This is a genomic window from Pseudomonas sp. SLBN-26, assembly GCF_006715895.1.
Classification (GTDB): Bacteria; Pseudomonadota; Gammaproteobacteria; order Pseudomonadales; family Pseudomonadaceae; genus Metapseudomonas; species Metapseudomonas otitidis.
Genome location: NZ_VFOB01000001.1, coordinates 1,203,742 through 1,224,322 on the forward strand (window position 1 = coordinate 1,203,742; position 20,581 = coordinate 1,224,322).

A 20,581-nucleotide genomic window follows, 5' to 3' on the forward strand; every position below is an offset into this window, starting at 1 on the left:
TTGCCGGTCCACGTTCAGAGCTGCCAGGAGCCGATGTCGGCATTCACACCCTCGCCTTCGGGCTGGCCGTCGGCGCCCAGGGAGAACACGTCCACTTCGCCGTTGGCGCCCGGGTTGAGGTACTGGTAGGGCCGGCCCCAGGGGTCATTGGGCAGGCGTTCGAGGTAGGCGCGCCAATTGCTGGTGGCGGCGTCGGCAGGCTTTTCCACCAGCACCTTGAGGCCCTGGGCTTGGCTGGGGTAGCGGCCCTGGTCGAGGCGGTAGAGCTTGAGGGCCTGCATCAGCCCGGCGATGTCCTGGCGGGCGGCGGTGGCGCGGGCCTGGTCCGGCCGGTCGAGCACCTTGGGCACCACCATCGCGGCAAGGATCCCGAGGATCACCACCACCACCATGATCTCGATGAGGGTGAAGCCTCGCTGGGAGGCCAGGCGCACGCCATCCATATCCGTTACTCCTCGCTGCAGTCCTTGCCGGTCGGCGGGCTCTTGCCCGATCAGATGCAGCGGATTGTTCCAAGCGGATATGTCAGACCGATTGAAAATCCTCGGGAGCTTGGCGGCCCCGGCGGCCCTGGGATGCGGCTCCCGGGGCTGCGCCTGGCGCCCGGGGGCTGCCTCCTCCTGAGCATTGGTCGCCGTTTCGTCAGCTGCCCCGGCTAGGGTCGCGGGCACAGCCTGGAGAACGCGCGATGACCCGATTCCCCCGCCGCCATGCGGCCGGCTTCACCCTGGTGGAAGTGCTGGTGGCCCTGGCCATCGTCGCCGTGGCCATGTCGGCGGCGGTGCGCGCCGCCGGGGTGGCGACCCAGGGCAGCGGCCTGTTGCGGGACCGTTCGCTGGCGCTGCTGGCGGCGCGCAGTGAACTGGCCGAGGCGCAGTTGCAGGGCCGCCTGCGCGGCGGCCGCGAGGTGCGCGATTGCGACCAGGGCCGGCTGCGCCTGGCCTGCGTGCGCGAGGTGACGCGGGACGGCGAGCTGTTCAGCCTGCGCCTGGAGGTCCAACCCCGGGACGCCGACGGGCCGCCATTGGCCCGCCTGAACGCCCGCCTGCCGGCGCAGGACGCCGGGGCGGTGCGCCCATGAGGCGCTCAGCGCAGGTCCGGCAGCTCCGGCCCCTGGGCCAGGCGCGAAATGGCCAGGCGCTCGCGGCGCTCGCCCCGGCGGATGACCACGGCATCGGGCTCGATGGCCTCCAGCCACACGCCCTCGGCCAGCGGCTCGCCGACCAGGAACGGCTGCGGGCTGCTGCCGTCCACGGCGAGGATCGCCACCCGCCCGCGCGGGCCGGCGAACAGCCCGGTCACCTGCAGGGTGACGCTGTCGCTGCGCCGGGCGAACCAGCGGGCCGGCTGTTCCGGCACCGCCACCTGCATGGCCGTGGCGCTGCTGGCGCGGGCCTCCAGGGGCGGCGGGTCGCTCAGCAGCAGGTACCAGGTGGCCAGCCCTGCGAGGGTGGCGAGGATGGCGGCGCCCTGCACCAGGGCGGCGGGGTCGGGTCGGCGGGTCCAGTGCATGGGGCGGTCCTCCCTGAGGTCAGGCAGCCGACCCTAGCAGGCGATCTTCACGGTTTTGTGTCACGGGCTCGGGGTTTCACCCTGGTGGAGCTGATGGTGGTGCTGGTGGTGATCGGCATTGCCAGCGCCGCCGTGGGGTTGAGCATCCGCCCCGACCCGGCGCGCCTGCTGCGGGACGAGGCGCGGCGCCTGGTGCTGTTGCTGCAGGTGGCCCAGGACGAGGCCCGCAGCAGCGGCGAGGTGATCGCCTGGGAGGCGGACGAGCGCGGCTACCGCTTCCGCCGCCTGGGCGCGTCGGCCGGCAGTGCCCTGGACGGCGATGCCACGCTGCGCCCGCGCCCCTGGCAACTGGCCGGCGCGCGGGTGCGGGCGACCCCGCCACGGCTGCTGCTGGACGCCGAATGGCTGGGCAGCCCGGCACGGGTGGAACTCTCCGACGGGGTGAACCGGGTCGCCCTGGTGCGCGGCGCCGACGGCCGCCTGGAGCTGGAATGATGGCGCGCCAGCGGGGTTTCACCCTGATCGAGGTGATGGTGGCGATCCTGCTGATGGCGGTGGTGGCGCTGATCGCCTGGCGCGGCCTGGACAGCGTCAGCCGCGCCGACGAGCACCTGCGCCTGGCCACCGAGCGGGACGACGCCCTGCTGCGGGCACTGAACCAGCTGCAGCGGGACCTGGACCAGCGCGCCGGGGTGGAGCTGGAACCCCCGCGCCGGGCCGACGACCCGCCGCCCCCCGCCGAGCGCCTGGCGGCGGTGCAGGTGCGCGGCGGCGGCCGGCTGCCCACCCGCCTGGAGCTGGTACGCCGCGCCCCCGGCCAGCCCGGCGCCTTGCAACGGGTGCGCTGGTGGGTGGAAGGCGGCGTGCTGCGGCGCGCCACCTCCGCCCCGGCGCAGCGCTACCCGCTGCCGCCCCTGGGGCGCGCGGTGACGGTGCTGGAAGGCATCGGCGACTTCCAGCTGCGCACCTGGGCCGAGGGCAGCGGCTGGCACGCCCTGGCCGGTACGCCGGTGCGCAATCCCCGGGGCCTGGAGCTGCGCTTCAGCCGCGAAACGCCCCAGGGGCGCGAGCGCTACCGCCAGGTGTTCGGCCCCCTGGACTGAGCCGCCCGCCCGGGCAGAAAACCTGAACCCCACCGCCCTGCCCCAGTCGGACTCATCAGGTGGCCGGGCACGACCCCGGCCGGTCCCGGAGCCAGACAGGAGCAGCCAGCATGAAGGCCGTGGTTTTCCATGACGTGGGCGACATCCGCCTGGAGGATGTGCCCGAACCCACCTTGCAGGCCCCGACGGACGCCATCATCCGCCTCACGGCCTCGGCCATCTGCGGCACCGACCTGCACTTCGTGCGCGGCAGCGTCAGCGGCATGGTCAAGGGCACCATCCTCGGCCACGAGGGCGTCGGCATCGTCGAGGCCCTGGGGGACGACGTGCGCAACCTGCAGGTGGGCGACCGGGTGGTGGTGCCCTCCACCATCGCCTGCGGCAACTGCAGCTACTGCCGGGCCGGCTACTACGCCCAGTGCGACGTCGCCAACCCCAACGGCAAGGAGACCGGCACCGCCTTCTACGGCGGCCCCGCCGCCACCGGCCCGTTCCACGGGCTGCAGGCGGAGAAGGCGCGCATCCCCCACGCCAACATCGGCCTGGTGCGCCTGCCCAGCGAGATCAGCGACGACCAGGCCATCCTGCTGTCCGACATCTTCCCCACCGGCTACTTCGGCGCCGAGATGGCCGAGATCACCCCCGGCGACACCGTGGCGGTGTTCGGCTGCGGGCCGGTGGGCCAGTTCGCCATCGCCAGCGCGTTCCTCTTCGGCGCGGCGCGGGTGTTCGCCGTGGACCACCGGCCCGACCGCCTGCGCATGGCCCGCCAGCAAGGCGCCGAGGTGATCGACTTCGACCGGGAAGACCCGGTGCAGGTGCTGCGCCGGCTCACCGACGGCATCGGCGTGGACCGCGCCATCGACGCCGTGGGCGTGGACGCCGAGCACGGATGCGCCAGCGGCAGAGCGCAGCGCCAGGAAATGGCCGAGCTGACCCCGCGCACCCACCCGGACGGCGCCAACTGGCACCCCGGCGACGCCCCCAGCCAGGCCCTGCAGTGGGCCGTGGAGGGCCTGGCCAAGGCCGGCACGCTGTCCATCATCGGCGTCTACCCGCCCCAGGCGCGGCACTTCCCCATCGGCCTGGCGATGAACAAGAACCTCACCCTGAACATGGGCAACTGCCACCACCGCAAGTACATCCCCCGGCTGATCGAACTGGTGCTGGCCAAGCGCATCGACCCGGCGCGCATCCTCACCCAGGTCAAGCCCATGGGCGATGCCATCGAGGCGTTCAAGGCCTTCGACCGGCGCGAGGCCGGCTGGATCAAGGTGGAGCTGCATCCCCAGCGCCACGGCTCGGCCGGCACTGCCGGCGAGGAGCAGGTGAAGGACGCCGAACAGGTGGCCGGCGCCCTGCAGCGGGCCGCCGACGACCGCCAGCGCTGACGGGGGACGCCCATGGCTTGCGTACGCATCGGCATATCCGGCTGGCGCTATGCCCCCTGGCGGGGCGACTTCTACCTCGAGGGGCTGGCGCAGAAGCGCGAGCTGGCCTTCGCCGCCCGCGCCGTCGGCAGCATCGAGATCAACGGCAGCTTCTACGCCCTGCAGACCCCGGAGCGCTATGCGGACTGGGCGGCCCAGACGCCGGAGGGCTTCGTCTTCAGCGTCAAGGCGCCGCGCTTCATCACCCATGTGCGGCGGTTGCGCGACATCGAGGCACCGCTGGCCAACTTCATGGCCTCGGGCCTGTTGCGCCTGGGGCCCCGGCTGGGCGCCCTGCTCTGGCAGTTCCCGCCCAGTTTCCGCTTCGATGCCGAGCGCTTCGAGGCCTTCCTGGCGCAGTTGCCCCACGACGGCGAGCAGGCCCTGGCGCTGGCCCACCAGTGCGAGCCGCGCATGCACCGCGAGGGCTACCTGGACCTGGCGCCGGGCACCCGCCTGCGCCATGCGGTGGAGATCCGCCACGAGAGCTTCCGCAGCCCGGCCTTCATCGAGTTGCTGCGCCGCCACGGGGTGGCACTGGTGGTGGCGGACACCGCCGGCAAGTGGCCGCTGCTGGAGGACCTGACCGCCGACTTCGTCTACCTGCGCCTGCACGGTGACAAGGCGCTCTACGCCAGCGGCTACAGCGAGGAGGCCCTGGAGGCCTGGCAGCGGCGCATCGAGGCCTGGCAGCGGGGCCGGCAGGTGCCCGATGCGCGCCTGGCCGAGCCCGACCAGCTCGCCGAGGGCGGCTCCCGGGACGTCTATTGCTACTTCGACAACGACCTGAAGGTGCGCGCGCCCTACGACGCCCGCCGCCTGCTGGAACGCCTGGGGCTGGACCGGGATCTGGCGGTGCGCCCGGGCCAGCCGCCGGCCGAGGGGGTGCTGCCATGAGCCTGGCCCCCGGTCGCCCGTTGCCCGGGCTCGACGGCGCCGAGGCGGTGCGGCGCCTGCGGATCATCACGGTGAACACCCACAAGGGCTTCACCGCGCTGAACCGGCGCTTCATCCTCCCGGAGCTGCGCGATGCGGTGCGCACCCTGGGGGCGGACCTGGTGTTCCTGCAGGAAGTGCTCGGCACCCACCGTCGCCACTCCCGGCGCTACCAGGACTGGCCGCCCACGCCGCAATACGAGTTCCTCGCCGACAGCATGTGGGGCGCCTACGCCTATGGCCGCAACGCGGTCTACCCGGACGGCGACCACGGCAACGCGCTGCTCTCCAAGTTCCCGATCCTGCGCCACGAGAACCTCGACGTGTCCATCGCCGGCAACGAGGAGCGCGGCCTGTTGCATTCGGTGCTGCAGGTGCCCGGGCACGACGAGGTGCACGCCATCTGCGTGCACCTCGGGCTGCGCGAGGCCCATCGCCAGCAGCAGCTGGCCCTGCTCCGCGATCGGGTGGCGGGCCTGCCTTCGGAGGCGCCGGTGATCGTGGCCGGTGACTTCAACGACTGGCGCCAGCGCGCCGACCCGGTGCTGGCCGCCTGCGGCCTGCGCGAGGCCTTCGTCGAGGCCCATGGCGCGCCGGCGCGCAGCTTTCCCGCGCGCTGGCCGCTGTTGCCGCTGGACCGCGTGTACCTGCGCAACGCCAGCGCCCATTCCCCCCAAGTCTTGCGGCAGCGCCCGTGGTCGCACCTGTCCGATCACGCTCCGCTGCTGGTGGAGGTGCACCTGTGAGTTACCCATGGCGAGACGGCAACCAGGTGGAGTTGCTGATCAATGGCGAGGCCTTCTTCCCCCGCGTGTTCGAGGCCATCGAACAGGCCCGCCACGAGGTCCTGCTGGAGACCTTCATCATCTTCGAGGACAAGGTCGGCCAGCGCCTCAAGGAGGCCCTGCTGGCCGCCGCGGCCCGGGGCGTGCGGGTGGAGGCCACGGTGGACGGCTACGGCACCGCCGACCTCGGCGAGCACTACGTGGCGGAGCTGGCGGCCGCCGGGGTGAACCTGCGCATGTTCGACCCGCAGCCCCGGCGCTTGGGCCTGCGCACCAACCTGTTCCGCCGGCTGCACCGCAAGCTGGTGGTGGTGGACGGCGAGCTGGGCTTCATCGGCGGCATCAATTTCGGCGCCGACCACCTGGCCGACTACGGCGAGATGGCCAAGCAGGACTACGCGGTGGCCCTGCGCGGCCCCATCGTCGCCGACCTGCACCGGGCCTGCCGCGACCTGCTGGCCCATGCGCCGGAGCCGCCCAGCCCCGTGCCGCCGCCGACGCCGCGCCAGGTGGGGAGCTCGCGCCTGCGCCTGGTGCTGCGGGACAACGCGGCCCACCGCAACGACATCGAGGAGCAGTACCTGGAGGCGCTGCGCAGCGCCCGCCAGCGCCTGGTGGTGGCCAATGCCTATTTCTTCCCCGGCTATCGCCTGCTGCGCGAGCTGCGCAACGCTGCGCGCCGAGGGGTGAAGGTGACGCTGATCATGCAGGGCATGCCGGACATGCCCATCGTCCGCCTGTGCTCGCGGCTGCTCTACAACTACCTGCTGCGCGACGGCGTGGTGATCCACGAATACTGCCGCCGCCCGCTGCACGGCAAGGTGGCGCTGGTGGACAGCGAGTGGGCAACGGTGGGCTCCAGCAACCTCGACCCGCTGAGCCTGTCGCTGAACCTGGAGGCGAACGTGGTGATCCGCGATGCGGCGTTCAACCGCCAGTTGCACGACCACCTCACCCAGCTGGCCCAGCAGCACTGCAAGGCGGTGACCCTGCAGCGCATCACCCGGGGCCACTGGTGGCGCGCGCCGCTGATCTTCCTGTGCTTCCACTTCCTGCGGCACTTCCCCGCCCTCGCCGGGCTGCTGCCGGCGCATTCGCCGCGGGTCGAGCCGGTGACACCGGTGGAGCCCAAGGACGCGGTGCTGGAACAGGAGCAGGCCCGATGAATCGCCAACGCTGGTTCACCTGGGGCAAGCGGGCGCTGACGGTGTTCTTCTTCTGCCTGGTGCCCGTGCTGCTGTTCCTGCTGGTGAAGAACATGGACTGGGACGAGGTCGTCCGCGCCCTCTCCGCCTACAGCGCCGGGACCCTGGCCCTGGGCCTGGCCGCGTGCGTGGCGAGCTACGCCACCTATTGCTGCTTCGACCTGGTGGGCCGCCACTACACGGACCACAAGCTGCCGGCGTGGCAGACCTTCCCGGTGACCTTCGTCTGCTACGCCTTCAACCTCAACCTGAGTTCGTGGGTGGGCGGCATCGCCATGCGCTACCGGCTCTACTCGCGCCTGGGGCTCGACGTGCCGACCATCACCCAGGTGCTGAGCCTGAGCCTGATGACCAACTGGCTCGGCTACATGTTGCTGGCCGGCTGCGTGTTCGCCCTGCGCCTGGTGGAACTGCCGGAGAACTGGAAGATCGGCGAGACCGGCCTGCAGGTGATCGGCGTCGTGCTGGTGGCGCTGTCCCTCGGCTACCTGGCCGCCTGCCGCTTCGCCAGGCGCCGCACCTGGCGCATCCGCCAGCAGGAGCTGACGTTGCCGAGCCTGCGTATGGCTTTGGTGCAGGTCGGCCTGGGGATGCTGAACTGGGCGCTGATGGCGCTGCTGATCTACGTGCTGCTGCCGCCCCAGGCGTTCTACCCGACGGTGCTCGGCATCCTGCTGATCAGCAGCATCGCTGGCGTGGTCACCCATATCCCCGCCGGACTGGGGGTGCTGGAGGCGGTGTTCATCGCGCTGATGCAGCACCAGTTCGCCAAGGGCACCCTGCTGGCAGCGCTGATCGGCTACCGGGCCATTTACTTCCTGCTGCCGCTGGCGGTGGCCTGCGTGGTCTACCTGGTGCTGGAGCGCCGGGCACGCCGGCTGCGCCGCGTGGACTGGCGCGAGGAGAAGGGCGAGCCGGCCCAGGCGAAAGGCTGAGCGGCGGGCCGTAGCCCGCCGCCCGGCCCCTTCAGCGCGCCTCGCCGTCCCAGGGCTTGCCGTCCAGGGGGTAGGCGCGGCCCTCTTCGGCTTCGTCCAGACCGTCTCCGGCACCGATCTCGTCAGCGCCCACCACGCTCAGTTCCTTGTCTGCCGGCAGGCTGCCGGTGGTGCCCCGGCCCAGGCGTTCGCCGTTCTCGTCGATCAGCGTCTCGGGGCTCAGGTCGTCATCGGAGACGCCGTCCTCATGCAGGCTCTGCCCCAGGGTCTCGCCGCCGGTCATGCCGGCCTCGCGCACGCGTTCGTCCGGGAACTCCCGCTCCAGCTCCTCTTCGGATCGCAGGTCGCCGACGCGGCCCTGGCGTTCATCCTTGCGCTCGCTGAAGTCCAGCTGCTCCATCGTTCCCATGCGGTCCTCGATGTCGTCGATCTCGTGGATGCGGGCGCTCGGCTTGTTCGATTTCATGGTGATTTCCTCCAGTTGTCCTCTAGGTGGACCGGGGCCCGGCGGCAAGATTCAGGTTGAGCGAGGAACGGCCAGCGGGAACGTCGGTGGTGGGGCAGACACTGGCATCACTCATTCCTCAATCAAGATAAATAGTGTTATTTATCAGCTAATTACCATTCTTTAGTAATGTAAAACATCACATGGAATCACCATAACCCAGCGAAATACTTGGAATAGGGAGAACTGATCGAGGCATGCCGGCTGATCCGCCGCATTTACTGACCCTCAAATCGTTATTTATCAGTGCCTTATAATTCATTAATAACCTGATTTATCAGAAAGCCAGCCAGCCGCTGGCGCATCGAGCCCGAACTTCCTCCGCAGCACCGGACTCACACCCCTTACGGCCCCGCCGCGCATCCAACAGTCCTGCCCACAGCACTGAGAGAACCGCGATGAACAGCACCCCGTACCTCAAGCGCTACCGGCACGTCCGCCGCCAGAGCGAAAACCTGGTGGCCCCCCTTGGCGAAGAGGACATGGTGGTGCAGTCCATGCCGGACGCCAGTCCGAGCAAGTGGCACCTGGGCCATACCAGCTGGTTCTTCGAAACCTTTCTGCTGCCGCGCCTGGCGGGTTACCGGGTGTTCGACCCGGCCTTCGCCTACCTCTTCAACTCCTACTACGAGGCGGTCGGCCCCCGGCAGCCACGCCCCGAGCGCGGCCTGCTGACCCGGCCGCCCCTGCACGAGGTGCTGGCCTACCGGGCCCACGTGGATGCGCACATGGAGCGGCTCATCCCGGACCTGGCCGAGCCCGACCTGGCCCTGCTGGAGCTGGGTCTGGCCCACGAGGAGCAGCACCAGGAACTGCTGCTGATGGACGTGCTGCACCTGTTCAGCCGCTCGCCGCTGTCGCCGGCCTACGATCCGCGCTGGCAGGAGCCGGAGGGCGACCGGCCCGGGCGCTTCGTCTCGCTGCCGGGCGGGCTGGTGGAGCTGGGGCACGATGGCGACGGCTTCGCGTTCGACAACGAGGGCCCACGGCACACCACCTACCTGCAACCCTTCCAGATCTGCGATCGCCTGGTGACCAACGGCGATTGGCAGGCCTTCATCGACGACGGCGGCTACCAGCGCCCCGACCTCTGGCTGGCCGATGGCTGGGCGCGGGTCCAGGCCGAGGGCTGGCGGGCGCCGCTGTACTGGCAGCGCCAGGGGGATGGCTGGCAGGAGCTGGGCCTGGGTGGCCTGCGCCCGCTGGTGCCCGATGCGCCGGTGCGCCACATCTGCTACTACGAGGCCTGCGCCTATGCGCTGTGGGCCGAGGCGCGGCTGCCCAGCGAAGCGGAATGGGAAGTGGCCGCCCGCAGCGGCGTGCTGGGCCAGGTGGAAGACAGCGCCTGGCAATGGACGGCGAGCGCCTACGCGCCCTACCCCGGCTTCCGCCCCTCCGCAGGCGCGGTGGGCGAATACAACGGCAAGTTCATGGTCAGCCAGATGGTGCTGCGCGGCGGCGCCAGCATCACCCCGGCCGGTCACGCCCGGGTGAGCTACCGCAACTTCTTCTACCCGCACCAGCGCTGGATGTTCGCCGGCCTGCGCCTGGCCCGCGATCCGGCCGGCGCACAGCGGGAAGCCGGGCCGGACACCTCCTTCGCCGAAGACGTACGCGCCGGGCTGGGCGCCCCGGACAAGAGCCTGCCGCCCAAGTACTTCTACGACGCCACCGGCTCGGAGCTGTTCGAAGCCATCTGCCGCACCCGCGAGTACTACCCGACGCGCATGGAAACGGCGCTGCTGGAGGCGATCGCCGGGGAGCTGTCGAGCGTCATCCCACGGGGGGCCGCCCTGGTGGAGTTCGGCAGCGGTGCCAGCCTGAAGACCCGCCTGCTGCTGGACGCCGCCCCGCAGGTGGGCGTCTACCTGCCCATCGACATCTCGGAATCGGCCCTGCGCAAGGCCACCGCCATGCTGGAGGCGGCCTACCCGAGGCTGCGGGTCCTGCCCCAGGTCGGCGACTTCAGCCACCTGCCCCACCTGCCCGCCGCCGTGGCCTCGCGCCCTCGCGTGGCGTTCTTCCCCGGCTCAACCCTGGGCAACTTCAGCCCGCCGGAGGCCCTGCGCTTCCTGCGCTCGGTGCGCCGCTACCTGGGCCGCGACTCACGGCTGATCCTCGGGCTGGACATGCAGAAGGACGTGGCCACCCTGGAGGCGGCCTACGACGACGGGGACGGCATCACCGCCCAGTTCAACAAGAACCTGCTGACCCGCATCAACCGCGAACTGGGCGGCACCTTCGACCTCGACGCCTTCCAGCACCTGGCCCGCTGGAATCCGCAGGCGCAGTGCATGGAGATGTTCCTGGTCAGCCAGCGGGACCAGGTGGTGAACGCCGCCGGCCAGCGCTTCCACTTCGCCGCCGGCGAGCGACTGCACACCGAGTGCTCGCACAAGTACAGCCTGGAAGGCATCGCCGACATGGCCGCCCAATCCGGTTGGCGCCTCGCCCGCCACTGGCTGAGCCCGGCGCCGCAGGTGGGGATGTTTGTGTTGGAGAGCGGGTGAGCGGAATGGCCAGGCCCTGAGCCTGAAGCAAGCCACCGAGGCACGAACGGCCCCGGCGGGTGTGCAGCGACAGTCAGACCGCCTGGCGGATCTCGGCCTGTTGTGCGTTGGCGAGCCGGGTGAGACGGCGGCCGCCGCAGCCGGCCTGCAGCAGCACCATGTCCTCGAACACCTGCTTGCCCAGGCGACGCAGCGCGCGGGAGTCGGGGTAGTCCTGCGGTTTCAGGGCGCTGACCTTGAAGGATTCCTGGGTGGCCGAGTTGTACATGAACAGGCTGAAGGTGCCATCGCCGTCGGCACGGCTTTCAACCCGGCACCCCGGAATGGACTGGGCCAGCCAGTGGTCGATCTGCTTGTGGGACAGGGTCTGGGTCATCGGGCATCTCCTTGTGCTCGGCCTGCCTGGGAGCAGGCATGGGGGAATCATTCACGGCATGCGTAGGGCCGGCCTTGGCCACCGGCCTTTAATGTCCGTAATCGGGCGCGCGCGCCGTGCGTGGAGCAGGCCATAGCCAGTTCCATGCCAGTCCAGCTTTCCATGGCGTTAATCGATGCGAGCCCGATGCGAGTAGAAGGCCTGTCCACCTAATCAGTGGCACCTTGATGCCAAATCGATCTTCCGGGCCCGCCGAGCACCCTCGCGAACCCTGCGAATTGCACGGGCAATGTGCACGATCCGGGCATTCTGCATGGCCGCCGGGCACCGCCTCGCTTCGCCAATCCACTTGACGTCCCGACGGCATCCTTCTGATGCCAAAGGATTTTGCCGGCAAAAAAAGCTGAACTCCCGTGCCCCGTCCCGGCTCTCAAGCCATGACTCACACGACTCCCTTCGAGCCCGGTCGCTGGCGGCATGCGCCGGGCTTCTTTCTGGAACAGGCGCCGATGAGCTACCAACCCACGGAAGAAGAACTCCAGCGACGCCTGGATGAACACCTGGACCACCACCTGTGCGTGGTCCGCATCCGCGACGACGACGTGGTGGTCTCGGCCCGGGACCTGCGCACCGGCCAGGTGTCCATCGTCGCCGGGCTGATTCCCCGGCGCTGGGCCGACCGAGCGCAGTTCGAAACCCTGGGCGCGCAGCTCATCGGCGAACTGGAGCGGATGCTGGAAGCCCCGCCGGACGATGGCAGCGGCGGGCCCGAAGAGTTCTGAACACCGGTGGATGCCGCGCCCACCCGCAGCGTGCGCGGCCACGACGAGCAGGAGCACACCCGATGGCGCTCAACCGGACCAACGAGCGGCTGCGCTGCGTCCTGAAGGACGCCTCGCTGAACAACCGCATGGCCTGCATCACCCTGGAAAGCGCCGCCCGGCAGCTGGAGGACCCGCAATTGGCCGAAGTGCTGGTGAAGACCGCCCGCACGCTATCGGCGGATGCACACCACCTGCACCGCCACGCCCGCGAAGTGGAACGCGGACGCATTCGCCGCAAGCGCTGAGTCGCATTGCGCATGGAACCCGGGAACTTCCGGCGACTCTTATGAGCGCCGGTAGTCAATGCCCAAGGAGGGGCGCGTAGTCCGGAAACACCAATACGAGCACCAGGAGAGTTGCATGGGCTGCTACCACATCACCCCAACGGACAAGGGCTGGGAGCTGCGCAAGGAAGGCGCGACCCGCCCGTCGAAGACCGCTGCCGAACGGGAGCGGCTGCTGGAGGCCATCGAGGCCTTCATGGAAAAGCGCGCCGGCACGGTGCTGATCCACAGCGAGGACGGCACCGTCGAGCAGGAGCTGAGCTACCCCCCGCCCCGTCGTCCGTCCCGCGCCTGAACCCGCCCCTTGCCCCGGCATGCCGGGGCAAGGGGCGTCCGTGCGGCCCGCCACCACCTGCTAGCGAGCCGCGATCCCCGTAATGGTCACGCCATAGCGCTTGAGCAAGCGCATCGCCGGCTCCCGGCTCGGCGCCTCGCTGCCGGCGTATTCCCCTGCCGGCAGATGATCCTCCGCCCAATCCAGCACCGCCGCGCACGCCTGCTCCGGCGTCGGCCGCTCGGGCGCCTCCAGCTCAAGCGTCGAGGTGTTGTTGTCCTTGTGGTAGCTGATGATCCAGAGCGTCATGGTCGGTTCTCCCCTCTCGATGGGTCTCCCCAGAGCTGACTGACCCAGCCCGTCCCGAGTTCCCCCTCGAATACGCGCATCAACCGGCTTGCGAATTATTTAAATCAGGATTTAATTAAGCCCATTCGCCCCCCGGAGCCTGCCCCATGACCCGCAGCCGTACCCCCGGACGCCCCAGCGGAGACGCCCCCGACCTGCGCGAGCGCCTGCTCGACAGCGCCATCCAGTGCTTCGCCCAAGTGGGCGTGCAGGCCACCCGCCTGCGGGACATCGCCGAGCACGCGGGCGTGACCCCGGCGCTGCTCAACTACCACTTCGGCAACCGCGAGCGCCTGCTGGACGCGGTGGTGGAAGAGCGCCTGCAGCCCCTGCTGATGGGCATGGTGCAACGCCTGGCGACGCCTGGTAACGAGCCCCGCGAACTGGTCCGGGCCTTCGTTCGCGGGCTCAGCGCGACCCTCTCGCAGCATCCCTGGCTGCCGCCGTTGTGGGTGCGCGAGGTGCTCTGCGAAGGCGGTGCCCTGCGCGGGGTGGTGCTGACCCGCTTCGCCCCGCTGCTGCCGGTGCAACTGGCCCGGCGCTTCGCCGAAGCCCGCAGCGAAGGCCACCTCAACCCGGACCTGGACCCGCGCCTGCTGGTGGTCTCGCTGCTCGGCCTGGTGATGCTGCCCTACGCCGCCGGCTCGCTCTGGCGCGGCATCTTCGCCAGTGACGACCTCGACGACGAGGCCCTGGTCAACCACGTACTGGCCCTGCTGGAACGGGGCCTGGAGATGCGCCCATGAACACCCGCCCGCTCCTCCTGCTCGGCCTGGCCCTGCTGGCCGCCTGCAAGCCCGCACCGCCGCAGCTGCTCGGCACCCTGGAATGGGACCGCATCGCCGTACCTGCCGAGGCCTCCGAGCCGATCCTCGACTGGCACGTGGCCGAAGGCGAACAGGTCAGCGCCGGCCAGGTGCTGCTGGAACTCGACCCGCGCCGCACCGATGCCCGCCTGGCCGAAGCGGAAGGCGACCTGGCCGCCGCCCGCGCCCGCCTCGACGAACTGCGCAACGGCTCCCGGGACGAAACCATCGACGCGGCCCGCGCCAGCCTGGCCCGCTACCAGGCCGAGCTGACCGACGCCGAGCGCAGCTTCACCCGCATCGCCGCCCTCTACGAGCGCCGCCAGGTGGCCATCGCCGACCTCGACCGCGCCCGCGCCGCCCGCGACCAGGCCCGCGCCAGCGTGAACAGCGCCAACGCCCAGTTGCGCGAGCTGCTCAACGGCACCCGCCCGGAACAGCTGCACCAGGCCGAAGCCCAGGTGCAGGCGGCGGAGGGCCGCGTCGCCCAGCTGCGCATCACCCGCGAGCGCCTGACCCTGCGCGCCCCGCGCGATGCCCGTGTGGACGCCCTGCCCTACAAGCCCGGCGACCAGCCCCCGGCCGGTGCCGAACTGGCCAGCCTGCTGGTGGGCGAGGCGCCCTACGCGCGGGTCTACGTGCCCGCCTCCCAACGCCCGCGCCTGGCCATCGGCGACCACCTGCAGGTGCAGGTGGAGGGCATCGCCACCCCCTTCGACGCCCAGGTCCGCCGCATCGCCAGCGAAGCCGCCTTCACGCCCTACTACGCCCTCACCGGCGACGACGCCAGCCGCCTCGCCTACCGTGCCGAGCTGCTGCTGCAGGGCGATGACGCCCGCCGCCTGCCGGCCGGCCTGCCCCTGCAGGCCCACTGGAGCGCGCCATGAACGGCAGCGAAGCGGTCATCCACGCCCAGGGCCTGACCAAGCGCTTCGGCGAGCTGGCCGCCGTGGACAACCTCGACCTGCAGGTGAACCGCGCCGAAGTGTTCGGCTTCCTCGGCCCCAACGGCTGCGGCAAGTCCACCACCATCCGCATGCTCTGCGGGCTGCTGCTGCCCAGCGCCGGGGAGATCGAGGTGCTCGGCTGCCGCATCCCCGAGGACGCCGAGGCCCTCAAGCGGCGCATCGGCTACATGACGCAGAAGTTCTCCCTCTACGAAGACCTGACCGTCGCCGAGAACCTGGACTTCCTCGCCGCCGTCCAAGGGCTGGACCGCGCCCACGCACGCCGGCGCATCGACGAACTGCTGGAGCGCTACTGGCTCGGCGACCGCCGCCGGCAGCTGGCCGGCACCCTCAGCGGCGGGCAGAAGCAGCGCCTGGCCCTGGCCGGGGCGGTGCTGCACAAGCCCGACCTGCTGTTGCTGGACGAGCCCACCAGCGCCGTCGACCCGCAATCGCGGCGGGAATTCTGGGATTCGCTGTTCGAACTGGCCGAGGCCGGCACCACCCTGCTGGTGTCCACCCACTACATGGACGAAGCCGAGCGCTGCACCCGCCTGGGCATCCTCGACGCCGGCCGCCTGGTGGCCGACGGCAGCCCCGCCGAGCTGATGGACGCCCTGCCCGGCCGGCCGCTGCTGGTGGAGTGCGCCCAGCCCCGCCAGGCCCAGCGCGCGCTGCAAGGGCAGCCGGAAGTGCTGGCCCTGGCGCAGATCGGCGCCAGCCTGCGGGTGCTCAGCGCCGCAGCCGATGCCCGTGACTGCGTCGTCCGGCTGCTGGAGAAGGCCGGCATAGAGGCCGACGTGCGCGACACCGACGCCAACCTGGAGGACGTGTTCGTCACCGTCACCCAGCGTCCCACCACCCACGCCGAGGCCCGCCCATGAACCTGCGCCGGCTCGGGGCCATCGTGCTCAAGGAGCTGCGCCAACTGCGCCGCGACCGGCTGACCTTCGCCATGATCGTCGGCATCCCCATCCTGCAGCTGGTGCTGTTCGGCTATGCCATCAACATGGACGTGCGCAACCTCCAAGCCGCCGTGCTGGACCAGGCCGACAGCGCCCGCTCACGGGAAGTGATCGCCGAGCTGGGCGCCAGCCAGGTGCTGGACTTCCGCTACCACCTGGCCACGACGCAGCAGCTCGACCAGCTGTTCGCCGAAGGCGTGATCAGCGCGGCCCTGGTGATCCCCCGGGACTTCGAGGCACGCCTGCAACGGCGCGACCGCCCGCCCCTGCAACTGGTGGTGGACGGTTCTGACCAGGTGGTACAGGCCTCCGCCCGCCAACTGGCCGCCTACCCGCTGCCCGGCTGGCCCCGCGCCACCGGTGTGGAGGTGGTGAACCTCTACAACCCGGAGCGCCTGGCGCCGCTGAACACGGTGCCGGGGCTGATCGGGGTGATCCTCACCATGACCATGGTGCTGTTCACCGCCATCGCCCTGGTCCGCGAGCGGGAACGGGGCAACATGGAACTGCTGATCACCACCCCGGTGTCGCCCTGGGAGCTGACCCTGGGCAAGGTGCTGCCCTTCGTCGGCATCGGCCTGCTGCAGGTGACGGTGATCCTGCTGGTGGGGCGCTGGCTGTTCGAGGTGCCGGTACGCGGCTCGCTGCTGGCGCTCTACGGCGCCTCGCTGGTGTTCGTGTTCGCCAGCCTGAGCCTCGGGGTGTTCATCTCCACCCTGGCACGCAGCCAGTTCCAGGCCATGCAGATGGCCTTCTTCATCTTCCTGCCGCAGATCCTGCTCTCCGGCTTCATGTTCCCCTTCGCCGGCATGCCGCGCCTCGCCCAGTGGATCGCCGAGCTGATGCCCCTCACCCACTTCCTGCGCCTGGCGCGCGGCATCATGCTGCGCAGCGCCAGCCTGATGGACCTGTGGCCGGAGATCGTCGCACTGCTGGTGTTCAACCTGGTGGTGCTGGGGGTGGCGGTGAAGCGGGTGAGCAAGCGCCTGGACTAGGGCAGTCGGCGTGGCCCCGTAAATAAGCATCACCCCGCAGGGTGGGCTTCAACCCACCGGCACCGCTCCGATGCAGACGTAGCCCGGGCTTCAGCCCGGGAATGAGGTGGGGACCGCTCCCGGGCTGAAGCCCGGGCTACGGGGTTGCCGTAGGGTGGGCTTCAGCCCACCAGCGCAAACGCTTCGCGAGCACAGCTCGCTCCTACAGGACTCACCCCAACAACGACGCCACGGTGCGCTCACCCAGCGCCGGGCCGATGCTCATGCCCAGGCCGGTGTGCATCAGCACGGCGGTGACGCCCGGCTCGGGCTGGATGACGCTGAACGGCGCCGGGCCACGGGCGCCGTACACGCCCTGCCAACGCTCCACCACCTGCAAACGCTCGCCGAGGGTGTGCTCGGCCAGGCCCAGCATGAGGCTGTCCACCGCTTCGGCGTTGAATGGCGAGGCATCGCGGCCGTAGTCGTGGGAGTCGCCGACGATCAGGTCGCCGTGGGGCGTGGGGCTGACCAGCAGGTGGATGCCGTGCTCGATCAGTTCAGGCCGGCGGGCCTGGACCTGTTCGCGCAGGGCGATGGCCTCGGGCAGGTCGGCGAAGGCGCCGTAGTGGGTGCAGCTCAGGCCGGTCAGCACGGCATGGTCGAGGCCGATGGCGCGGGCCGGGCGCACCCGCAGCATCTGCAGGCGACACACCTGGGGCTGCAGGGCGGCCATGGGCTCAGCCAGCAGGGTCAGGTAGTCATGGCCGGAGCAGACGATGATCTGCTCGGCGCGGCAGCTGCCGGCGCTGGTGTGCACGCGCTGGGGTTCGACGTCGCGCACCAGGGTGGAGAAATGGAAGGTCACGCCCATCTGCTCACGCAGGTAGGCCACCAGGGCCGGCAGCGCCTCGCGGGAGTACAGCTGCTGGTCATCGGCACCGTGCAACGCAGCGCGGTGGTGGGCGAAGCGGCCGTCGTACAGCGCTGCCAGGCGTTCGCCGCGCAGCAGCTCGACGGTGTAGCCGTGCTCCCGCGCGCGGCCGGCACAGAAGGCGTCGAGCACCTGTTCTTCGGCTTCGTCGCGGGCGAACAGCAGCGAGCCCTGACGGCGGATGTGGAAGCCGGCCGACTCGGCCAGGTGCGCCCAGATCGGGCGGGCCTCGCGGGCCAGGTCCAACATCGGGCCTGGCGCCTGGCCGGTGATCAGCGCCTGGCCGAAGTTGCGCACCGAGGCGCCCAGGGGCTGCTCGCTGCGTTCGAAAACCGTCACCCGCAGGCCGCGCCGGGCAGCGGCATAGGCGTGGGACAGGCCGAGGATGCCGGCGCCGACGATGGCGATATCGGTGTCGTGGATGGGCATTGCGGGAATCCTATGGGTCAGGTGTGACCGTCATGTGCCGGCCCCATGAGTGGGACAGGCACATGACGACACGGGATCATCGGGTCCGTTCGGGCATAACCCCGTCAGGAAGACGGCCTCGCCCGCAGCTCCAGGGCCAGCGCTTCCAGTTGCTGCGCGCGCTGGTAGTTCAGTTCGGCGATACAGGCCAGGCGTCGGGTCTCCAGCGCATGGCCGATGGCACCGCCGCCGACCGACGTGGCCAGGGCACATTGCCGCTCCCGGTACTCGATGAATGATTGGCGGGCGGCACGTGCGCGGCCTTGACCGGTGCGGACCTGTTCAGCGGATTCGTCCCACTGCTCGAACGCCGCGAACAGGGCCGACTCGGCTCGTTCGACGGCATGCTGGCTGTGGCCCAGCTTCTCGCGCAGGCAGGCGTTCAGGTCCGCTTGCGAACCGCTCATGCTGCAGGCTTCGCGCAACTGGCGCTGGCTGGGCACGGCGCCCTCCTCAGCCGCCCCGCAGGGCAGCGCAAGGACCAGCAGTGAGGTGAAGCCGAACAGCATGACCGGGCGCATCACATGAACCTCCCTGGAGTGGACGGGCGCTTATTGCGGCAGCTTCTCCGACTTGCCGTCGTACCGCTTGCGCCATTCGGCGAGGATGCTATCGCGGTTCTTCGAGGCCCACGCGAAGTCGTTCTTGATCAGGCGCTGCTCGTAGTCGGCGGGCAGTTCGGTCTGCGGCTTGGCGATGCCGGGCTGGGCGAGGACGGCGAAGTTCTCCTTGTACAGCTCCATGGCGGCGGGGCTGGCGGAGAAGTCGGCGAGCTTCCTGGCGGCGTCGGCGTGCTGGGTGCCCTTGATCACGCCGGTGGCTTCGATTTCCCAGCCCAGGCCTTCCTTCGGCAGGACGATGTCCAGCGGCGCGCCCTGGCGCTTCAGCTGCACCGCCGGGTATTCGAAGGAGATGCCGATGGGGAACTCGCCGGCGGCGGCCAGCTTGCACGGCTTGGAGCCGGAGTGGACGTACTGGCCGATGTTCTGGTGCAGCGCATCCATGTAGGCCCAGCCTTGTTTCTCGCCGAAGGTCTGCAGCCAGGCGCTGACGTCGAGGAAGCCGGTGCCGGAAGACGCCGGGTTGGGCATGACGATCTTGCCCTTGTACTCGGGCTTGGTCAGGTCTTCCCAGCTGCCGGGCTTGGTCAGGCCCTGCTTCTCGGCTTCGACGGTGTTGAAGCAGATGGTGGCGGCCCACACGTCCATGCCCACCCAGGCCGGCGGGTTGGCGGCGTCGCGGTAGTTGGCGCCGATGGCGTCCAGGTGCTTGGGCGCGTAGTGCTCGAGCATGCCCTGCTGGTCGAGGATGGCCAGGCTGGAGGCCGCCAGGCCCCACACGGCGTCAGCCTGGGGGCGTTCCTTCTCGGCCAGCAGCTTGGCGGTGATGATGCCGGTGGAGTCGCGCACCCACTTGATCTCGATGTCCGGGTTTTCCTTCTCGAAGGCCTTCTTGTAGGCCGCCAGCTGCTCGGCCTCCAGGGCGGTGTAGACGGTCAGCTCGGTAGCGGCCTGGGCCTGCAGGGCGAAGCCTGCGACAACGGCGGCAGCGAAGGCGAGACGCTTGAACATGTGAAGCTCCTTGGTTGGTGTGCTGGGGTCAGGTTTGGCGTGTTGTGGTCAGGCGTTGGCAGGGGTTTCGCCGCGCGCCAGGCGGACGTTGATCGCGTCGACCACCCCCGGCAGGTCGGCGATGGTGTCGATCAGGTAATGCGGGCGGCTCGGCGCGAACAGCGCATCGATACGGGTGCGCTCCTCGGCCAGGCGCGCGGCCGGCAGGGCCTGGTAGGCGGCGAAGTCGAGGCCGAGGAAGTTGCCGGAGAAGCGCAGCGCCACAGTCCACATGCCGGCGCTGCGGCCTTCGAGGATGCCGGGCTCGGTGTCGTCCACCTTCACGCAGGCGGCCACATCGTCGAGGCCGAGGGCGATGACGTTGGCCAGCGCCTGGGCCGGGCTCGGGCGGCCCCTGGGCACCTCGTCGGTGGCGACCACGTGGTCCGGGCGGTAGCCGGCCTCGGCGGCCAGTTCCACCACCTTGTCCATCACCACCCTGGGGTAGCCGGAGCAGGTGCCGATCTTCATCCCCCTGGCGCGCAGGGCGGCGATGGCCTCCAGGGCGCCGGGGATCAGCGCCGAGTGTTCGCCGACCTTGGCGATCTGCAGCGGCATGAAGCGCTCGTAGATCGCGGTGACGTCCGCGTCCGTGGGCAGCCGGCCGAAGCGGCGCTCGAAGCGCGCGGCGATGGCCGGCACGTCGCACAGGGTGCGGATGTGGTCCCACTTGCCCATGCCCATGGGGCCGCGCGCTTCCTCGAGGCTGAGCTCGACGTCGAAGCTGGCGAAGGCCTCGACGAAGATCCGCGTGGGGGCGAAGGAGCCGAAGTCGACCACGGTGCCGGCCCAGTCGAGGATGGCGGCCTGCAGGTGCGTGGGGGTCTGGTAATGCATGGGGATCTCCGTG

General features: G+C 70.2%; 25 protein-coding genes. 16 read left to right on the forward strand and 9 right to left on the reverse strand.

Features of this window, described 5'->3' with window-relative positions; translation table 11 throughout:
- Nucleotides 1-14: 14 nt before the first annotated feature.
- A complete protein-coding gene (gene gspG / locus FBY21_RS05520) occupies nucleotides 15-443 on the reverse strand; it encodes a type II secretion system major pseudopilin GspG (protein ID WP_074971408.1) in 429 nt (142 codons plus the stop codon).
- A 245-nt stretch (nucleotides 444-688) separates the two neighbouring features.
- On the opposite strand from gspG, the gene gspI reads away from it, so the two are divergent.
- Nucleotides 689-1,081 (forward strand): type II secretion system minor pseudopilin GspI, encoded by a 393-nt coding sequence (gene gspI / locus FBY21_RS05525; protein WP_142009279.1) that lies wholly within the window; start codon nucleotides 689-691, stop codon nucleotides 1,079-1,081.
- 5 nt (nucleotides 1,082-1,086) lie between these two features.
- Here gspI and FBY21_RS05530 read toward each other — a convergent pair whose 3' ends face one another.
- Nucleotides 1,087-1,512 carry a type II secretion system protein N gene (locus tag FBY21_RS05530; protein WP_142009282.1) on the reverse strand — a complete coding sequence of 142 codons (426 nt, stop codon included), beginning with the start codon at nucleotides 1,510-1,512 and terminating at the stop codon, nucleotides 1,087-1,089.
- Nucleotides 1,513-1,569: 57 nt separating this feature from the next.
- On the opposite strand from FBY21_RS05530, the gene FBY21_RS05535 reads away from it, so the two are divergent.
- From FBY21_RS05535 to FBY21_RS05565, 7 genes are all read left to right on the forward strand, one after another.
- Nucleotides 1,570-2,007 carry a GspH/FimT family pseudopilin gene (locus FBY21_RS05535; protein WP_107330003.1) on the forward strand — a complete coding sequence of 146 codons (438 nt, stop codon included), beginning with the start codon at nucleotides 1,570-1,572 and terminating at the stop codon, nucleotides 2,005-2,007.
- Nucleotides 2,007-2,615 (forward strand): prepilin-type N-terminal cleavage/methylation domain-containing protein, encoded by a 609-nt coding sequence (locus FBY21_RS05540; RefSeq protein ID WP_142016282.1) that lies wholly within the window; start codon nucleotides 2,007-2,009, stop codon nucleotides 2,613-2,615. The genes FBY21_RS05535 and FBY21_RS05540 overlap by 1 nt, the downstream gene beginning before the upstream one ends.
- Before the next feature lie 110 nt (nucleotides 2,616-2,725).
- Nucleotides 2,726-4,006 carry a zinc-dependent alcohol dehydrogenase gene (locus tag FBY21_RS05545; RefSeq protein ID WP_142009284.1) on the forward strand — a complete coding sequence of 427 codons (1,281 nt, stop codon included), beginning with the start codon at nucleotides 2,726-2,728 and terminating at the stop codon, nucleotides 4,004-4,006.
- Between the two features lie 12 nt (nucleotides 4,007-4,018).
- Nucleotides 4,019-4,942 carry a DUF72 domain-containing protein gene (locus FBY21_RS05550; RefSeq protein ID WP_142009286.1) on the forward strand — a complete coding sequence of 308 codons (924 nt, stop codon included), beginning with the start codon at nucleotides 4,019-4,021 and terminating at the stop codon, nucleotides 4,940-4,942.
- A complete protein-coding gene (locus FBY21_RS05555) occupies nucleotides 4,939-5,727 on the forward strand; it encodes an endonuclease/exonuclease/phosphatase family protein (RefSeq protein WP_074971415.1) in 789 nt (262 codons plus the stop codon). The genes FBY21_RS05550 and FBY21_RS05555 overlap by 4 nt, the downstream gene beginning before the upstream one ends.
- Entirely contained in the window at nucleotides 5,724-6,932 is a 1,209-nt protein-coding gene (gene clsB / locus FBY21_RS05560) for a cardiolipin synthase ClsB (protein WP_142009288.1), read from the forward strand. Before FBY21_RS05555 ends, clsB begins: the two co-directional genes overlap by 4 nt.
- Complete coding sequence (locus tag FBY21_RS05565; protein ID WP_142009290.1) at nucleotides 6,929-7,906, forward strand: lysylphosphatidylglycerol synthase domain-containing protein; 978 nt, start codon at nucleotides 6,929-6,931, stop codon at nucleotides 7,904-7,906. The genes clsB and FBY21_RS05565 overlap by 4 nt, the downstream gene beginning before the upstream one ends.
- Before the next feature lie 31 nt (nucleotides 7,907-7,937).
- Here FBY21_RS05565 and FBY21_RS05570 read toward each other — a convergent pair whose 3' ends face one another.
- Nucleotides 7,938-8,372, reverse strand: a complete 435-nt coding sequence (locus FBY21_RS05570; RefSeq protein ID WP_142009293.1) for a phosphotransferase system, HPr-related protein — start codon at nucleotides 8,370-8,372, stop codon at nucleotides 7,938-7,940.
- Between the two features lie 437 nt (nucleotides 8,373-8,809).
- Here FBY21_RS05570 and egtB point away from each other — a divergent pair, with 437 nt between their 5' ends.
- Entirely contained in the window at nucleotides 8,810-10,921 is a 2,112-nt protein-coding gene (gene egtB, locus FBY21_RS05575; protein WP_142009295.1) for an ergothioneine biosynthesis protein EgtB, read from the forward strand.
- 73 nt (nucleotides 10,922-10,994) lie between these two features.
- On the opposite strand, the gene FBY21_RS05580 is transcribed toward egtB, so the two are convergent.
- Nucleotides 10,995-11,297 (reverse strand): hypothetical protein, encoded by a 303-nt coding sequence (locus tag FBY21_RS05580; RefSeq protein ID WP_074971423.1) that lies wholly within the window; start codon nucleotides 11,295-11,297, stop codon nucleotides 10,995-10,997.
- 509 nt (nucleotides 11,298-11,806) lie between these two features.
- Between FBY21_RS05580 and FBY21_RS05585 the strand changes: the two genes are divergently transcribed.
- The 3 genes from FBY21_RS05585 to FBY21_RS05595 all read left to right on the forward strand — a co-directional run bounded on the left by FBY21_RS05585 (nucleotide 11,807) and on the right by FBY21_RS05595 (nucleotide 12,700).
- Nucleotides 11,807-12,079, forward strand: coding sequence for a hypothetical protein (locus tag FBY21_RS05585; RefSeq protein ID WP_044403107.1), 273 nt, complete (start codon nucleotides 11,807-11,809; stop codon nucleotides 12,077-12,079).
- 62 nt (nucleotides 12,080-12,141) lie between these two features.
- Nucleotides 12,142-12,366 (forward strand): hypothetical protein, encoded by a 225-nt coding sequence (locus FBY21_RS05590; RefSeq protein ID WP_044403109.1) that lies wholly within the window; start codon nucleotides 12,142-12,144, stop codon nucleotides 12,364-12,366.
- A 115-nt stretch (nucleotides 12,367-12,481) separates the two neighbouring features.
- Nucleotides 12,482-12,700 (forward strand): DUF2188 domain-containing protein, encoded by a 219-nt coding sequence (locus FBY21_RS05595; protein WP_044403112.1) that lies wholly within the window; start codon nucleotides 12,482-12,484, stop codon nucleotides 12,698-12,700.
- A 60-nt stretch (nucleotides 12,701-12,760) separates the two neighbouring features.
- Here FBY21_RS05595 and FBY21_RS05600 read toward each other — a convergent pair whose 3' ends face one another.
- Nucleotides 12,761-12,988: a hypothetical protein gene (locus FBY21_RS05600; protein WP_074971425.1), complete on the reverse strand. Its 228-nt coding sequence runs from the start codon at nucleotides 12,986-12,988 to the stop codon at nucleotides 12,761-12,763.
- A gap of 146 nt (nucleotides 12,989-13,134) precedes the next feature.
- On the opposite strand from FBY21_RS05600, the gene FBY21_RS05605 reads away from it, so the two are divergent.
- The 4 genes from FBY21_RS05605 to FBY21_RS05620 are packed head-to-tail and all read left to right on the forward strand — an operon-like array spanning nucleotide 13,135 to nucleotide 16,740.
- Nucleotides 13,135-13,773, forward strand: coding sequence for a TetR/AcrR family transcriptional regulator (locus tag FBY21_RS05605; RefSeq protein WP_142009298.1), 639 nt, complete (start codon nucleotides 13,135-13,137; stop codon nucleotides 13,771-13,773).
- Nucleotides 13,770-14,720: an HlyD family secretion protein gene (locus FBY21_RS05610; protein WP_044403119.1), complete on the forward strand. Its 951-nt coding sequence runs from the start codon at nucleotides 13,770-13,772 to the stop codon at nucleotides 14,718-14,720. Before FBY21_RS05605 ends, FBY21_RS05610 begins: the two co-directional genes overlap by 4 nt.
- Nucleotides 14,717-15,664 (forward strand): ABC transporter ATP-binding protein, encoded by a 948-nt coding sequence (locus FBY21_RS05615; RefSeq protein WP_222119514.1) that lies wholly within the window; start codon nucleotides 14,717-14,719, stop codon nucleotides 15,662-15,664. Before FBY21_RS05610 ends, FBY21_RS05615 begins: the two co-directional genes overlap by 4 nt.
- Complete coding sequence (locus FBY21_RS05620; protein ID WP_142009300.1) at nucleotides 15,661-16,740, forward strand: ABC transporter permease; 1,080 nt, start codon at nucleotides 15,661-15,663, stop codon at nucleotides 16,738-16,740. Before FBY21_RS05615 ends, FBY21_RS05620 begins: the two co-directional genes overlap by 4 nt.
- Before the next feature lie 211 nt (nucleotides 16,741-16,951).
- Here FBY21_RS05620 and FBY21_RS05625 read toward each other — a convergent pair whose 3' ends face one another.
- The 4 genes from FBY21_RS05625 to phnX form a co-directional block, all read right to left on the reverse strand.
- Nucleotides 16,952-18,082, reverse strand: a complete 1,131-nt coding sequence (locus FBY21_RS05625) for a TIGR03364 family FAD-dependent oxidoreductase (protein ID WP_142009302.1) — start codon at nucleotides 18,080-18,082, stop codon at nucleotides 16,952-16,954.
- Between the two features lie 104 nt (nucleotides 18,083-18,186).
- The gene (locus FBY21_RS05630; protein WP_142009304.1) at nucleotides 18,187-18,642 is read right to left on the reverse strand and encodes a lysozyme inhibitor LprI family protein; all 456 of its coding nucleotides are present in this window, start codon (nucleotides 18,640-18,642) and stop codon (nucleotides 18,187-18,189) included.
- A gap of 30 nt (nucleotides 18,643-18,672) precedes the next feature.
- Nucleotides 18,673-19,692, reverse strand: a complete 1,020-nt coding sequence (locus tag FBY21_RS05635; RefSeq protein ID WP_044403131.1) for a putative 2-aminoethylphosphonate ABC transporter substrate-binding protein — start codon at nucleotides 19,690-19,692, stop codon at nucleotides 18,673-18,675.
- A gap of 48 nt (nucleotides 19,693-19,740) precedes the next feature.
- A complete protein-coding gene (phnX, locus tag FBY21_RS05640; RefSeq protein WP_142009306.1) occupies nucleotides 19,741-20,568 on the reverse strand; it encodes a phosphonoacetaldehyde hydrolase in 828 nt (275 codons plus the stop codon).
- Between the last annotated feature and the right edge of the window lie 13 nt (nucleotides 20,569-20,581).